General features: G+C 65.1%; 15 protein-coding genes. 7 read left to right on the top strand and 8 right to left on the bottom strand.

What is annotated here, in order from left to right; all coding sequences use genetic code 11:
• Window positions 1-132 precede the first annotated feature (132 nt).
• Window positions 133-837, bottom strand: a complete 705-nt coding sequence (pyrH, locus tag AC5IJH_RS04850; RefSeq protein WP_491901677.1) for a UMP kinase — start codon at window positions 835-837, stop codon at window positions 133-135.
• Window positions 838-1,078: 241 nt separating this feature from the next.
• Here pyrH and AC5IJH_RS04845 point away from each other — a divergent pair, with 241 nt between their 5' ends.
• Together AC5IJH_RS04845 and AC5IJH_RS04840 are read left to right on the top strand one after the other, a co-directional pair.
• Entirely contained in the window at window positions 1,079-1,435 is a 357-nt protein-coding gene (locus tag AC5IJH_RS04845) for an MmcQ/YjbR family DNA-binding protein (protein WP_491901676.1), read from the top strand.
• A 224-nt stretch (window positions 1,436-1,659) separates the two neighbouring features.
• Complete coding sequence (locus tag AC5IJH_RS04840; protein ID WP_491901675.1) at window positions 1,660-2,856, top strand: acyltransferase family protein; 1,197 nt, start codon at window positions 1,660-1,662, stop codon at window positions 2,854-2,856.
• A 147-nt stretch (window positions 2,857-3,003) separates the two neighbouring features.
• Here the strand turns inward: AC5IJH_RS04840 and AC5IJH_RS04835 are convergent, their stop codons facing one another.
• Together AC5IJH_RS04835 and AC5IJH_RS04830 are read right to left on the bottom strand one after the other, a co-directional pair.
• Window positions 3,004-3,219, bottom strand: a complete 216-nt coding sequence (locus tag AC5IJH_RS04835) for a hypothetical protein (RefSeq protein WP_491901674.1) — start codon at window positions 3,217-3,219, stop codon at window positions 3,004-3,006.
• Window positions 3,220-3,221: 2 nt separating this feature from the next.
• Window positions 3,222-3,776 (bottom strand): winged helix-turn-helix domain-containing protein, encoded by a 555-nt coding sequence (locus AC5IJH_RS04830; RefSeq protein ID WP_491901673.1) that lies wholly within the window; start codon window positions 3,774-3,776, stop codon window positions 3,222-3,224.
• 139 nt (window positions 3,777-3,915) lie between these two features.
• Here AC5IJH_RS04830 and AC5IJH_RS04825 point away from each other — a divergent pair, with 139 nt between their 5' ends.
• Window positions 3,916-4,419, top strand: coding sequence for a hypothetical protein (locus AC5IJH_RS04825; protein ID WP_491901672.1), 504 nt, complete (start codon window positions 3,916-3,918; stop codon window positions 4,417-4,419).
• Window positions 4,420-4,492: 73 nt separating this feature from the next.
• On the opposite strand, the gene AC5IJH_RS04820 is transcribed toward AC5IJH_RS04825, so the two are convergent.
• The 4 genes from AC5IJH_RS04820 to rplM form a co-directional block, all read right to left on the bottom strand.
• Window positions 4,493-5,152, bottom strand: a complete 660-nt coding sequence (locus AC5IJH_RS04820) for a translation elongation factor Ts (RefSeq protein WP_491901671.1) — start codon at window positions 5,150-5,152, stop codon at window positions 4,493-4,495.
• Between the two features lie 127 nt (window positions 5,153-5,279).
• The gene (rpsB, locus tag AC5IJH_RS04815) at window positions 5,280-6,203 is read right to left on the bottom strand and encodes a 30S ribosomal protein S2 (RefSeq protein ID WP_491901670.1); all 924 of its coding nucleotides are present in this window, start codon (window positions 6,201-6,203) and stop codon (window positions 5,280-5,282) included.
• Between the two features lie 166 nt (window positions 6,204-6,369).
• Window positions 6,370-6,765, bottom strand: coding sequence for a 30S ribosomal protein S9 (rpsI, locus tag AC5IJH_RS04810; RefSeq protein ID WP_491901669.1), 396 nt, complete (start codon window positions 6,763-6,765; stop codon window positions 6,370-6,372).
• Window positions 6,766-6,806: 41 nt separating this feature from the next.
• Window positions 6,807-7,250, bottom strand: a complete 444-nt coding sequence (gene rplM, locus AC5IJH_RS04805; protein WP_491901668.1) for a 50S ribosomal protein L13 — start codon at window positions 7,248-7,250, stop codon at window positions 6,807-6,809.
• 394 nt (window positions 7,251-7,644) lie between these two features.
• Here rplM and AC5IJH_RS04800 point away from each other — a divergent pair, with 394 nt between their 5' ends.
• Both AC5IJH_RS04800 and AC5IJH_RS04795 read left to right on the top strand, forming a co-directional pair.
• Window positions 7,645-7,980, top strand: coding sequence for a PadR family transcriptional regulator (locus AC5IJH_RS04800; protein ID WP_491901667.1), 336 nt, complete (start codon window positions 7,645-7,647; stop codon window positions 7,978-7,980).
• 65 nt (window positions 7,981-8,045) lie between these two features.
• On the top strand, window positions 8,046-8,588 hold the full coding sequence (locus AC5IJH_RS04795) for an ABC transporter permease (protein WP_491901666.1): 543 nt from the start codon (window positions 8,046-8,048) through the stop codon (window positions 8,586-8,588).
• Between the two features lie 179 nt (window positions 8,589-8,767).
• On the opposite strand, the gene AC5IJH_RS04790 is transcribed toward AC5IJH_RS04795, so the two are convergent.
• Window positions 8,768-9,994, bottom strand: coding sequence for an acetate/propionate family kinase (locus AC5IJH_RS04790; RefSeq protein WP_491901665.1), 1,227 nt, complete (start codon window positions 9,992-9,994; stop codon window positions 8,768-8,770).
• Window positions 9,995-10,144: 150 nt separating this feature from the next.
• Between AC5IJH_RS04790 and AC5IJH_RS04785 the strand changes: the two genes are divergently transcribed.
• A complete protein-coding gene (locus AC5IJH_RS04785; protein ID WP_491901664.1) occupies window positions 10,145-11,074 on the top strand; it encodes a LolA-like protein in 930 nt (309 codons plus the stop codon).
• Between the two features lie 48 nt (window positions 11,075-11,122).
• Complete coding sequence (rpiA, locus tag AC5IJH_RS04780) at window positions 11,123-11,839, top strand: ribose 5-phosphate isomerase A (RefSeq protein ID WP_491901663.1); 717 nt, start codon at window positions 11,123-11,125, stop codon at window positions 11,837-11,839.
• Window positions 11,840-12,015: the final 176 nt, after the last annotated feature.

Genomic DNA, 12,015 nt, shown 5'->3' with positions numbered 1-12,015 from the left:
GACTCGAATCGGAGGTGGATGGCAGGGTCGACACAGAGGCTCCGCGGGGGGAAACAGACCGCTCTCCGTCGGATGATACGGGAGCTGGAAAGGCGCGTGATACTGCTCGAAAAGGTGCAGCCTGAAGCGTGTCTAGGCCGTAACCAGCGAACCCACGCGCTCACCCGAGGCCACGCGCAGAATATTCCCCGGCTTGTTCATGTTGAAGATGATCATCGGCATGGCGTTGTCCTTGCACAGGCTCACGGCCGTCATATCCATCACCTTCAGCCCCAGCCGCAGGATCTCGTAGTACGTGATCTCGTCGTACTTCACGGCGTCCTTCGTGATCACCGGGTCGGCCGTGTAGATGCCGTCTACCTTGGTCGCCTTCAGCAGCACGTCCGCCTTGATCTCCATCGCGCGCAGCGACGCCGCCGTGTCCGTCGAGAAGTAAGGATTCCCGGTGCCCGCGGCAAAGATCACCACGCGCCCCTTTTCCAGGTGCCGGATCGCGCGCCGCCGGATGTAGGGCTCCGCAACTTGGTTCATTTCAATCGCCGACATCACGCGGCTGTGCACATTGCACTTCTCGAGCGCGTCCTGGAACGCGAGCGCATTGATCACCGTGCCCAGCATGCCCATGTGATCGGCGGACACACGATCCATGGCGCGCGCCTGCTCGGCCACACCGCGGAAGAAGTTGCCGCCCCCGACCACAATCGCAACTTCCACGCCCATGCTGCGCACATCGGCGATTTCGTTACTGATCTGGTGCACGGTGTCGACGTCCACACCGAAGCCGCGCCCGGCGGCCAGAGCCTCGCCTGAGAGCTTGAGGAGGATGCGCTTATACATTCCCTGTGAGTATCGCATAGCAGCCTGTTCACCCCTCGCCCGCACTCCGGCGTATGCTGTCAGCGAGCCGGCCCACGGCCTCAGGCCACACCATCGGTGGTCTCCGGAAGAGTCGGGCTGCATAAGCAACCGCGACGGTTCCGTTATCGCCGATCGTCGCGCTACCAGGAATGGATTTGCCACGCACCGGAAGGACATTGGCCCAGGAGATGTTCGCCTCAACGAGCAACGTGAGCTCGTCGTGAGCCCCGACGCGTTCCGCGCCGCGGCGCTCGCCCTGGAGGGCGTCGTCGAAGGCGAGCACATGCACCACCCCGACTTCCGCGTGGCCGGCCGCATCTTTGCAACGCTCGCCTCGCCTGACGCGCGCTTCGCCATGGTCAAGCTGCCGCTCGCGGAGCAGGCGCGGCTGATCGAAGCGTGGCCCGAAGCATGCAGCCCGGCTGCTGGTGCCTGGGGACGCCAGGGCTCCACGCTGATCCTGCTTCCGGCGGCGCGCGCCGAGATGGTCACACCTGCGCTCGAACTCGCGTGGGCCGCATCTGCCGCGAAACCCGCCAGCCGCCAATCCCGGCCCAGGCCATCCCGCATGCGGTGACGATCGCACCGCATGCGCGCCCCTGTGGAGCCCGCAACCACCCTGTCCGTGCAACCACCCGCTCGTCCGCGCGCCACCATTTGTTCGCCTCTGCTGCATAGCTTTCGCACCGTCGGGAACCGGACAGCAGTGACCGCAGTGCGGGTCGCGGCTACAACGGAACTGGTACTTCGCCGCATCTGAACGGACACTGTCTGGGTCTCTCCAAGGAGTCGTTCTCCCCCATGTTCGCCAACTCCGTGGATCGGCCTGGAAACAACCTGCTTGCGATCCGTATTCTGCTCGCGGCAGTCGTCGTGCTGTCGAACAGCTTCCTGCTCGCCAACGGCGTCACAGACGCCGACCCCTGGAAGCGCTTCAATCATCAGCAGGCTATCCTCGGCCACACGGCCGTCGACTTCTTCTTCATCCTCAGCGGCTTCCTGATCGCCGATCGGCTCCTGCGCAACACGGACCTCTGGAACTACTTCACGCATCGTGTCCGACGCGTCTACCCCGGCTTTCTGCTCGCTGCCGTCGTCTCGTTCCTGATCGTGCTGCCGCTCGGCGGCGGTCATCTCGAAGCCCCCGCGTGGCTCTCCGCGCGCATGCCTCATGCGATGGGTGCTGGCATCGATCTCCTCTATCGCTCACTGCGCCTCGGCCAGCCCAGCTACAGCGGTGCCTTCCTCCACAATCCCTACCCTGCGGATGTGAACCAGTCCCTCTGGTCCATCTCCTACGGCTTCGGCTGCTATGTGCTCGCAGCTCTGATCAGCGTCGTGCGCCTGCGCCGCCACGATCCGCACCTGCCTGGCGGCCTGCTCCGCTCGCCTCGCCTGCTCACGGGCGCGCTCCTCCTCGCGGTCGCGGTCAGCATATGGTTCCACGTCGAGCGTTACTTCCCGTCCCCGCGTTGGGCCGTGGCCACCATCGGGTATCCCGCCATGTGGGTGCGTGAGCTGCCCATGTTCCTCGGCGGCCTCACCCTGCGCTCCTGGATGACACAGCCCATGCGGGTGCTTCGTCCCACGGCCCCGGTCGCCTCCAGGGACATACGCTGGCTCCCCAGGCTGGCTGGAATCGCTGCGCTCGCCATCCTGGTCAGCACGCAGATCCCCCACGGTCTCGGCGCGGTCATGCCGTTCGCCGGCCCTGTGCTGCTGATCGCGCTCGCCTTCTCGGTACGCCTTCCGCTCGGTCCCATCGCCCGGCTCGGCGATCCGTCCTACGGCATGTACCTGCTCTCGTTCCCTTTGCAGCAACTCGTCGTCTCGCGCTGGGGAACGACCCTCTCCCCCTGGCTGCTCTTCGCTTTCTCGCTTCCCCTGTCACTACTGGCCGGCTACCTGAGCTGGCACCTCGTCGAGCGCTGGTTCCTCACCGCTGATCGAGCCGTGGCCCGGGAGACGATCGCAGTACGCAAGCAGCGCGCAGCTTAAGCCGCAGGCTCCAAACAGAAGTGCCGCATCTTCGCCACGGACAGTCCCGTGGCGAAGATCGCAGCCACAGACCGAGAGCCACACATGTGCCCACAGCCAGCGGGAATCGTCCTGCGCACCGCGCTCGCCGCGCAGCATGCTGGGCTTTCAATGTGAGTTGAGCCAGGCGATCGTCGCATCGTAGGACGACGACCAGATCTGCAATTGATCGCTCACCCGGATCAGCTTCGCCGTGATGCGCAGCCGCTCCCCTTCCGCGCGCAGCGAGCCCTCGATCAGGTGCGTGGCATTCAGCTCACGGCCAATCTCCGCAAGTGGCTTCACCGCCTGCTTGTACGCCATCACCGATGTTCGCCGCAGCACGCTCAGCCGCTCCGGATCGATCTGCCCAGCGCCGCAATCGTCTCCTCCGTCAGGCCATCCACCAGGTACTCGCGTTCCGCGCCCGCACCCAGGTTCGCGAACGGCAGCACCGCCAGCCGCAGTGCTTCATTCTCGGTCTGTTCGCGATGCGCAGCCGACGTTCTGCGCACCTCCGCCGTGAAGCAGTAGCCACGCCCCGGGATCGTCGCAATGAACCGGCTCTCCCCGCGCGAATCGCCGAGCACACGCCGCAAGGACGAGATGCTCTGGTTCAGGTTGTTCTCTTCGACCACCGTGTCCGGCCAGATCGCTCGCAGCACCTCTTGCTTGTCGAGAACGCGTCCACGCTCCGCGATCAGCAGCAACAGCGTGTCGAACGCCTTCGGCGACAGGACCACTGCTTCGCCATCACGCTCCAGCAGACGCCGGCTGGCATCCATGCGGAACGGACCAAACTCGTAGACCGGGTGCCGCGCCGGTTCTGCAGACACGGCGTCAGTGCCCGTCGCGCTGCTCTTCGCCGACTCACCGGCAGGCCGTAGACCCTCGTGCGCCACCTGACACCCGCCTTCAGAACGCTTCAGAACCCTTCAGTTCGCGGCAAAGACCCGGCCCCACAGCTTGGCGAATTATAGGTCCACACCCGGCCAAGGCCGGCGAGTGCTCCAGCCCACAGGGGGATCCATCATGCAGACCATGTTCAGCTCCACAAAGTTCACACTCCGCCGCGCACTGCTCACCGTTGCGCTGGCCGCGCTCACCGTCTCGGCAGCCAGCGCGCAGGACAACCAAGGCCAGGAACGCAGCCTCCGGGGCACCTGGAGGGTCGACATCACACTCAGAAATTGCGTCACCGGCGCTCCGCTCGGCGTCCCCTTCCAGTCGCTGCTCACCTTCGACCGGGGCGGCACCATGACCGAAACCACCTCCAACGGATCGTTCTTCCCGGCGGAGCGTGGCCCCGGCCACGGCATCTGGCAGCGCACCGACGTAGAGGGCTATCGCGCCCTGAGCCTTGCCTACATCACGCTCAACGGCGTGCTGGTGAAGACTCAGAGCATCGACCAGAGGATCGTCTTGCTCGACGGCGACCACTTCCGCACGACCTCCGCCGCGGTCTCCTTTGTGAAACCGGACGGCAGCCCCGCGGGCGCGGGCTGTGCAACCGCCAACGGAAAGCGCCTCGAGTTCGGCGAGTAATGCAGTCCTCCCCAAACGGAACGGCCCGCCTCAATCGAGGCGGGCCGTTCCTTTGCTGCTTGTGCGAAGACGCTTAGCTCTGCGCTTCTTCCACGGTCGGCTTCGTGGTCGCGACCGTCCAGTTGGGATCGCCTACCTTGAAGCGGGCGAAGCGCCGGACGGTAATGTTCTCACCCAGCTTGCCGACCTTCTGCGCGATCAGCTGCGCGATGGTGAGCGACTGCTCCTTGATGAACGGCTGATCGAGCAGGCAAACCTCTTCGTAGAACTTGCTCATCTTGCCTTCGACAATCTTCTCGACCACAGGAGCGGGCTTGCCCGTTGCCGCAGCCTGCGCGCGGTAGATCTCCTTCTCGCGATCCATGTCCTCGCCCGTGACCTCTTCCCGGCGCACATAGCGCGGATCGGTCGCTGCGATGTGCATCGCGATGTCCTTCAGCAACTCCTGGAAGTCTTCCGTACGCGCCACGAAGTCGCTCTCGCAGTTCAGCTCGACCAGCACGCCGATCTTGCCGCCCGCGTGGATGTACGTGCCCACGGCGCCCTCGTTCGTCGAGCGCGACGCCTTCTTCTGAGCCGACGCCATGCCGCGCTTGCGCAGCACGACGAACGCCTGCTCCATGTCGCCCTTCGACTCCTGCAACGCCTTCAGGCAATCGCCCATCGGCGCGCCAGACTTCTCACGCAGGTCCTTCACCAGCTTTGCATCGATCTTCTCGGTCACGACAGACATCTCCAGATCATCCTTTAACAAAGGGTGCCGCAGCACCGGGTAGAAACAGCGTTGGCCAGACAGTCGAAAGCGTGGCGGTGAAGATCACGGCCACGCTTTCGGATACCAGGGACCGTCTTGGTAAAACTCAGTGACCGGCTTCTGCCACAACCTCGGGCTCTGCCGCCGTAACAGCTGCGGGAGCCTTGCGGATGCCGCCGCCGAGCGCTGCTTCGAGATCGACGACCTCGTTCTCGCCGGCAGCCGTGTCCGCGCCTGCTTCGAGCGTCTCGGGCGTAGGCACCGACTCCGGCTCCTCGCCGACGAAGGCCTGATCGACCGCTAGAGCCGTCGCACCGGCCGTGGCTGCAGCGAACTGCTTGTCGGTGGCCATCTGCACACCCTCGATCACGGAGTCCGAAATCTTCGAGGTGAACAGACGGATCGCGCGCAGCGCATCGTCATTGCCCGGGATCACGTAATCGACGACCGTAGGATCGCAATTCGTATCCACCACGGCGACAACCGGGATGCCCAGCTTGCGTGCTTCCTTGACGGCGATCGCTTCGTTGTTCGAGTCGACGATGAAGATCGCATCCGGCAGGCGTTTCATTGCCTTGATGCCGGCCAGGTTCGCCTGCAGGTGCTTGCGCTCCCGCTCCAGGCGAATCACTTCCTTCTTCGTCAACAGGTCGTAACGGCCGTCCGTGGCCATATCATCCAGTTCCTGAAGGCGGCGCACCGATTTCTGCACAGTGATCCAGTTCGTCAGCAAGCCACCCAGCCAGCGCTGGTTGATGTAGAACATGCCGCAGCGGTTTGCTTCTTCCGCAATGGCGTCCTGCGCCTGGCGCTTGGTGCCGACAAACAGGATGACCTTGCCCGAAGACGTCAGATCCGTGACGTACTTCGAGGCCTCTTTGAACATCTTGAGGGTCTTCTGCAGATCGATGATGTAAATGCCGTTGCGCTCGCCAAAGATGTATTCCTTCATCTTCGGGTTCCAGCGCTTGGTCTGATGCCCGAAGTGAACACCCGCCTCGAGCAACTCCTTCATGGTGATAGTGGCCAAACGACCTCCTCGTGATGTGCATCCCGCCAGCGGTTGAGCCCCGGCGTGGATTGATCCCGTGTGTTGCCGCGTTGGACAGCACGCGGGGAATAACTACACTTGCGTGGCTGGAGTAGTCGCCCACTCCAGCCCAAACCCGAAGAACAAACTGATCCAGCCCCAGCGATTAGCGCTTGGAGAACTGGAACCGCTTGCGGGCGCCCTTCTGCCCGTACTTCTTGCGCTCCTTGATGCGCGCATCGCGCGAGAGCAGTCCGTCGCTCTTGAGCGTCTTGCGCAGCTCGGCGTTGAACTCGAGCAGGGCGCGGGCAATGCCCATCTTGACTGCGTCGGCCTGTGCGCTCACGCCGCCGCCCGACACTGTGGTCAGCACGTCGAAGTTCTGGAGCATCTCGACGAGCACCAGCGGCCGGCGCGCCGAAACGCGCTGCTGCTCGGTAACGAAGTACTCCTCAAAGCCACGGCGATTCACCGTGAACTGACCGGTGCCGGGGCGCAGGAAGACGCGCGCCACGCTCGACTTCCGCCGCCCTGTTCCGTAGTACTGAACCAGATCTGCCATCGTGTGTCCTGATCTCTCTCTTTAAAAACGGTGTAGGAGCCCTACCGCACGGCTCCGGCAATCTCGAGTGCCACCGGCTGCTGGGCCTGGTGCGGATGGTCAGTGCCGCGGTAGACCTTCAGCTTGGTCGCCATCTGGCGCCCCAGCTTCGTCTTCGGCAGCATGCCCCGGATCGCCTCTTCGACGACCTTCTCCGGCCGGCGCGCAATCAGGCGCACAAACGACTCTTCGCGCAGACCGCCCGGAAAGCCGGTGTAGCGGCGATAGATCTTCTGCTGGCTCTTCAGCCCGGTCAGCCGGACCTTCTCAGCATTGACGACGATCACGTGATCGCCCATGTCCATGAACGGCGTGTAGCGCGGATTGGTCTTGCCGCTCAACACACTGGCCGTTTCCGTGGCCAGGCGGCCCAGCGTCTTGCCGCTGGCGTCCACTACGAACCACTTGCGGGCTATGTCATGCGAGCTTGGCATGTAAGTCGACATCGATCGTGTACCTCTACCCTTCCACTCGTATCTGGCCTGTGCTGCCCCGGCCTGTGCGGCTTCGGCCCGGCGCGGCCATGCGCCCACAACAACAATCGTCTCCGCCGGTCTGGCCTCACAAGGCGCAGAGCACCGGCGTCTCGGAAATCCGGAGTCGGCGAAATGGCCGACAAACTGGATCACGTTGAGCGCGCAGGGGAGCCGAAGAACCAACTGCTGTGCCACCCGGCATCCGCGTCACCGCCCTGCGAAGCGCCCGGCACGGTTTCCAGGCCCGAAAGCCCAACCCCGGCAGACGCGCAGATACGGCACTGCGCAAGGCTTTCAGGATAGCCCAGTCAGTCAAGCGAGTCAACGAAATGGGTGCTCGCTCTCCCTCACAGATTGTAGGCCTATGTTTCACACCCCTCGGCCGGTCACACCCTCCGGTGCCCTTCCCCTGTTGATCCTCCGCGTCCTGCACGCCGCCCCGCTGCATGGCTACGCCATCGCCCAGCGCATTCACGTGCTCTCGAGCGAGGTGCTGGCCGTCGAAGAGGGGCTGCTCTACCCCACCCTGCAGAAGCTGCTGCTCAAGGGCTGGGTGACAGCAAAGTGGGGCGTCTCCGACACCAACCGCAAGGTCCGCTTCTACCAGCTCACGCCGGAGGGCCGGGCGCAGTTCGACGCCGAGCTGGCCGCCTACGAGCGGCTGAACCAGGGCATCCGCAGCGTGCTCGAGACAGCCTGAGCCGCAGGCTCAAAGGAGATCCACCATGAGCGAACTCTTCCGCCGCCGCGCTGAAACCTCTGCCAGTGCGCGATCCGGCCTCGCTGGTCCGGCTGGAGCGCCGCTCACCAGAGAACATCACTCCGCAGATTCCGTATGCCTCGGTCGTCTTCTACCGCGAACACACAAAGACGCTCTCGGCCGTGATGGTCACCCTGGGCTCACCGGGTGTGCAGTTCGACCAGGACCTGCAGCCGAGCAAAGCCGACTACGTCAGCGCCAACGACTTCTCCGAACTGGGCGCACAGCCCGCAGCCGGCACGCTGCAGCTTCCTGCTGACCTGCACGACGCACCCGCCGTTGTCTTCAGCTACGGCTTCTGGCAGCGTCGCTTTGGCGGCGACCGCTCAATCATCGGGCGGGTGATCCGCATCAACCACAAACCTGCCACCGTGATCGGCACACTTCCGCAGGATTTCGCGAGTCTCGATCAACAGCACCCCGACCTCTGGCTGCCACTGTCACAGCAGCCCTACTTCGTCGAGGGCAGCGATGCGCTCACGAACACGAACGGCGGCGGCAACTGCAGCATGTGGGGCCGGCTCGCCCCTGGCCACGCCGTAGCGTAGCGGGTCGAGCGAACTGATCCCGTAGAGCACCTTGCTCATCTGCTGGGCGTGACCGTGACTGCCGCATTGCTGCCGGCACGGCGCGCATGGCGGATGAACGTGGCGCGGACTCTGCATTCCGAGTAGCCGCAGCGAAGAGAGGGCGCGCTTCCAAACAGCTCGCATCTTCGCAAGCAGATTCACGCCACCGCGGCTGCTTCAAATGCGATCTGCGCCGCCTCCGCCGCCGGCAGCGTCCACACTGCCAGCTCCGCATTCGGCGTGCTCAGCCGCCCCGGGCGGAACACACTGCGTTTGTTCTCCTCTTCATCGAGCTCCGCGCCGGCCCAGCGCAGCGCCCGGCACACCCGCGCGCGCACCATCGGCTCGTCCTCGCCGATGCCGCCGCCAAACACGATCGCCTCTGCCCCACCCAGTGCCGCCAGGTACGCGCCCACCTGTTTGGTCACGTGGTAGCAGAACATCTCCATCGCCAGCGCCACGCGTGGCTCGCTCAGCCGCTTCATCAGCACACGCGTGTCCAGCGACACACCCGACACCCCAAGCAGCCCCGACTGCTTGTTCAGCACCTCCAGCGCCCCCGCAGCGTCCAGCCCCTCCGCTTCCATCAGCACCGGCAGGAGCGCCGGGTCCACCGAGCCGCTGCGCGTGCCCATCATCAATCCCTCCAGCGGCGTCAGCCCCATCGAGTTCTCAACCGCCACCCCATCCCGGATCGCCGTCGCGGAGCAGCCGCTCTCGAGATGCAGCGTCACGATGCGGATCTGCTCGAGCGCGCGCCCTGTCTCGAGCGCATACCGCTCCAGCAGCGACCGGTGCGAGAAGCCATGAAAGCCGTACCGCCGCAGCCCATGCCGGTCCGCCACTTCGACCGGCAGCGGATACCGCCACGCCACCTCCGGCATCCGCCGGTAGAACGATGTATCGAAGCCCGCGATCACCGGCCACGCGCGCCCATGCTCGCCCGCCAGCGATTGCACCGCCCGGATCACCTCGAGCGAGCGCGCATTGTGCAATGGCGCAAATCGCGCATACTGCTCGATCGCCCGCTCCACATCGGCATCCACACGCACCGGCCCGTCGAAGCGCTCGCCCCCATGCACCACGCGCACCGCCGCAAGCGCGATGTCCTCCGCACGAACGCCATTCTGATCGCCCTGCTCGTGCAGCCAGCGCAGCAGCAGCCCCGCCGCATCGGTGAAGCTCTTCGCCTCCACATCCCGCGTGTCCTTCGTCTCGCGCCCCTCCACCCGAGAGAAGGTCGCTGGCTTGTCTTTGCCGATGCCCTCCACCATCGCCCCTGCGCGTGTCACGCTCTCGCAGCCGAAGCGCTGCCCCTCCCGCACCTCGACCACGTCCGCCTTCAGCGAATTGCTCCCCGGATTCAGCACCAAGACCAGCGGCATCGTCGTCTCTCCATCCTGTCCGGCTAGTCTGATGCCCGCCCCTGCCACGAACGATTCATCCGCCCGGCCTTGCGTTCGTGTCTTTTTGCGGCCAGGTCCGTCTACCCTGTAGGAGCGGTCGGCTCGTCGCGACCCGCCCCCATGCCCGCTATGCTCTCTGCTCGCCTGCTTCGCCTCACGCTAGCCTTCGCGCTGCTCGCAATCGCGCCCGCTGCCTCGCTCCACGCGCAGGCCAGCTACACCCAGCTCCAGCCCACCGACGCCGGCTTCGGCCCGCTCGACAAATCCGCGCCCTCCACGCCGCCCGAACAGATCATCCAGAAGTTCGCGGCCAAGGAGAGCGAGTTCCGCAACGCGATGGACAAGTACACCTACACGCGCAGCGTGCGGATCGAGACCATCACCGACGAAGGCCAGGTCGACGGCGCCTATCAGCAGGTCGCTGAGATCTCCTACGACAAGGGCGGCGCCAAGCTCGAGCACGTCACCCTCGCTCCGCCGAACACGATGGAGCGCATCATGATGTCACCCGCCGACATGTCCGACATCGAGCACCGCCTGCCCTTCGTGCTCACCTCCGAAGAGCTGCCCAAGTACGACCTCCGCTACGTCGGCAAGCAGAAGGTCGATGAGGTCGACTGTTACGTATTCGACGTCACGCCCAAGCGCATCGAGAAGAAGGAGCGCTACCTCCAGGGCCGCCTCTGGGTCGATCAGAAGGATCTGCAGATCGTCGTCGTCAATGCGAAGAACGTGCCCGACGACACGCGCCCCGGCCACGAAGACCTTTCGCTGCCCTTCACCACGTATCGCGAGCAGGTCGACGGCGTCTACTGGTTCCCGGTCTACAGCAAGGCCGATGGCGTGCTGCACTTCGCAGGCGGCAGCGGCTACATGGCGCAGGACGTGCACGTCCGCTCCATCGTGAAGTACTCGAACTACAAGCGCTTCGGCTCGACCGCAAAGATCACCTACGGCGGCCAGGAGGTCAAAAGCGACCAACAGCCCAACGGCCCCGCCCCGTCCCCCTCGCCCCAGCAGCAGCCTGCTCCACCTCCAGCCACTCCGCCCCAGCACTAGTCGTCCGCTGGAGCCCTGCACCCGCCACGTGATATCACGGAAGGCGACATGACCGCCCCCTCCGCCCCGACCGCCTCCGATCCCGCCGAAGCCGCCAAGCGCCGCGCCGCCCAGTGGGCCGCCGCACAGGTCCAGGACGGCATGGCCGTCGGCCTCGGCTCTGGCTCCACCTCCGCGCTCTGCATCGAGGAGATCGGCCGCCGCGTGCGCGATGGTCTGCGCATCACCGGCATTGCTACCTCGGTCGCCTCGCACAAGCAGGCAGAGTCGCTCGGCATCCCGCTCACCGACTTCGCCCGCCAGCCCCGGCTCGACCTCACCATCGACGGCGCGGACGAGGTCCAGCGCGGCACCCTCCACCTGATCAAGGGGCACGGCGGCGCCCTTCTGCGCGAAAAGATCGTCGCCATGGCCAGCAACCGCATGCTCGTCGCCGTCGATCCCCGCAAACTCGTCGACACCCTCGGCTCCGTCTTCACCGTGCCCGTCGAGATCGTCCCCTTCGGCTGGGAAACTACGGAGCGCCGCCTGCGCGACCAGGGCTTCTCCACCGAGCTCCGCGTCGAGAAGGACGGCCAGCCCTACCTCACCGACGGCCAGCACTACATCCTGCACTGCCGACTGCCCGACTCCGGACACACACCCGAGCAGGCCGCCGAGCTGTTCAAACGCACCACCGGCGTCGTCGAGCACGGCCTCTTCCTCGGCATCGCCACCGAGGTCGTCGTCGGCGACACCGAGGTCCAGATCCTCCGGCGCAGCTAGGCGCACTGCGTCCCGATCAAGCACGCAGCGACACCGTCTGTGTACTGTTCGGGAACCCCTGCCCAAAATGGGAAATATGCCTCGCGCGCGGAGCGTCTCCGCATCCATCCCCTGAGCCCCTTAACTCCTTTCCTTTGAGCAGCCCAGCTCACCTCCAGCAGTCGCCCCGCAGAAGC

This window comes from Candidatus Dedyshia acidiphila, assembly GCF_051025295.1.
Lineage (GTDB): Bacteria > Acidobacteriota > Terriglobia > Terriglobales > Acidobacteriaceae > KBS-83.
The sequence above is the reverse complement of the archived record's forward strand: the minus strand, read 5'-3'. Positions and strand labels throughout refer to the sequence as shown.

Excerpts from the sequence above, each read along its gene's own strand:
- pyrH (WP_491901677.1), bottom strand. The coding sequence starts at position 837 with ATGTATAAGCGCATCCTCCTCAAGCTCTCAGGCGAGGCTCTGGCCGCC.
- AC5IJH_RS04840 (WP_491901675.1), top strand. The coding sequence starts at position 1,660 with ATGTTCGCCAACTCCGTGGATCGGCCTGGAAACAACCTGCTTGCGATC.
- AC5IJH_RS04825 (WP_491901672.1), top strand. The coding sequence starts at position 3,916 with ATGTTCAGCTCCACAAAGTTCACACTCCGCCGCGCACTGCTCACCGTT.
- AC5IJH_RS04820 (WP_491901671.1), bottom strand. The coding sequence starts at position 5,152 with ATGTCTGTCGTGACCGAGAAGATCGATGCAAAGCTGGTGAAGGACCTG.
- rpsI (WP_491901669.1), bottom strand. The coding sequence starts at position 6,765 with ATGGCAGATCTGGTTCAGTACTACGGAACAGGGCGGCGGAAGTCGAGC.
- rplM (WP_491901668.1), bottom strand. The coding sequence starts at position 7,250 with ATGTCGACTTACATGCCAAGCTCGCATGACATAGCCCGCAAGTGGTTC.
- AC5IJH_RS04800 (WP_491901667.1), top strand. The coding sequence starts at position 7,645 with ATGTTTCACACCCCTCGGCCGGTCACACCCTCCGGTGCCCTTCCCCTG.
- AC5IJH_RS04790 (WP_491901665.1), bottom strand. The coding sequence starts at position 9,994 with ATGCCGCTGGTCTTGGTGCTGAATCCGGGGAGCAATTCGCTGAAGGCG.
- AC5IJH_RS04785 (WP_491901664.1), top strand. The coding sequence starts at position 10,145 with ATGCTCTCTGCTCGCCTGCTTCGCCTCACGCTAGCCTTCGCGCTGCTC.
- rpiA (WP_491901663.1), top strand. The coding sequence starts at position 11,123 with ATGACCGCCCCCTCCGCCCCGACCGCCTCCGATCCCGCCGAAGCCGCC.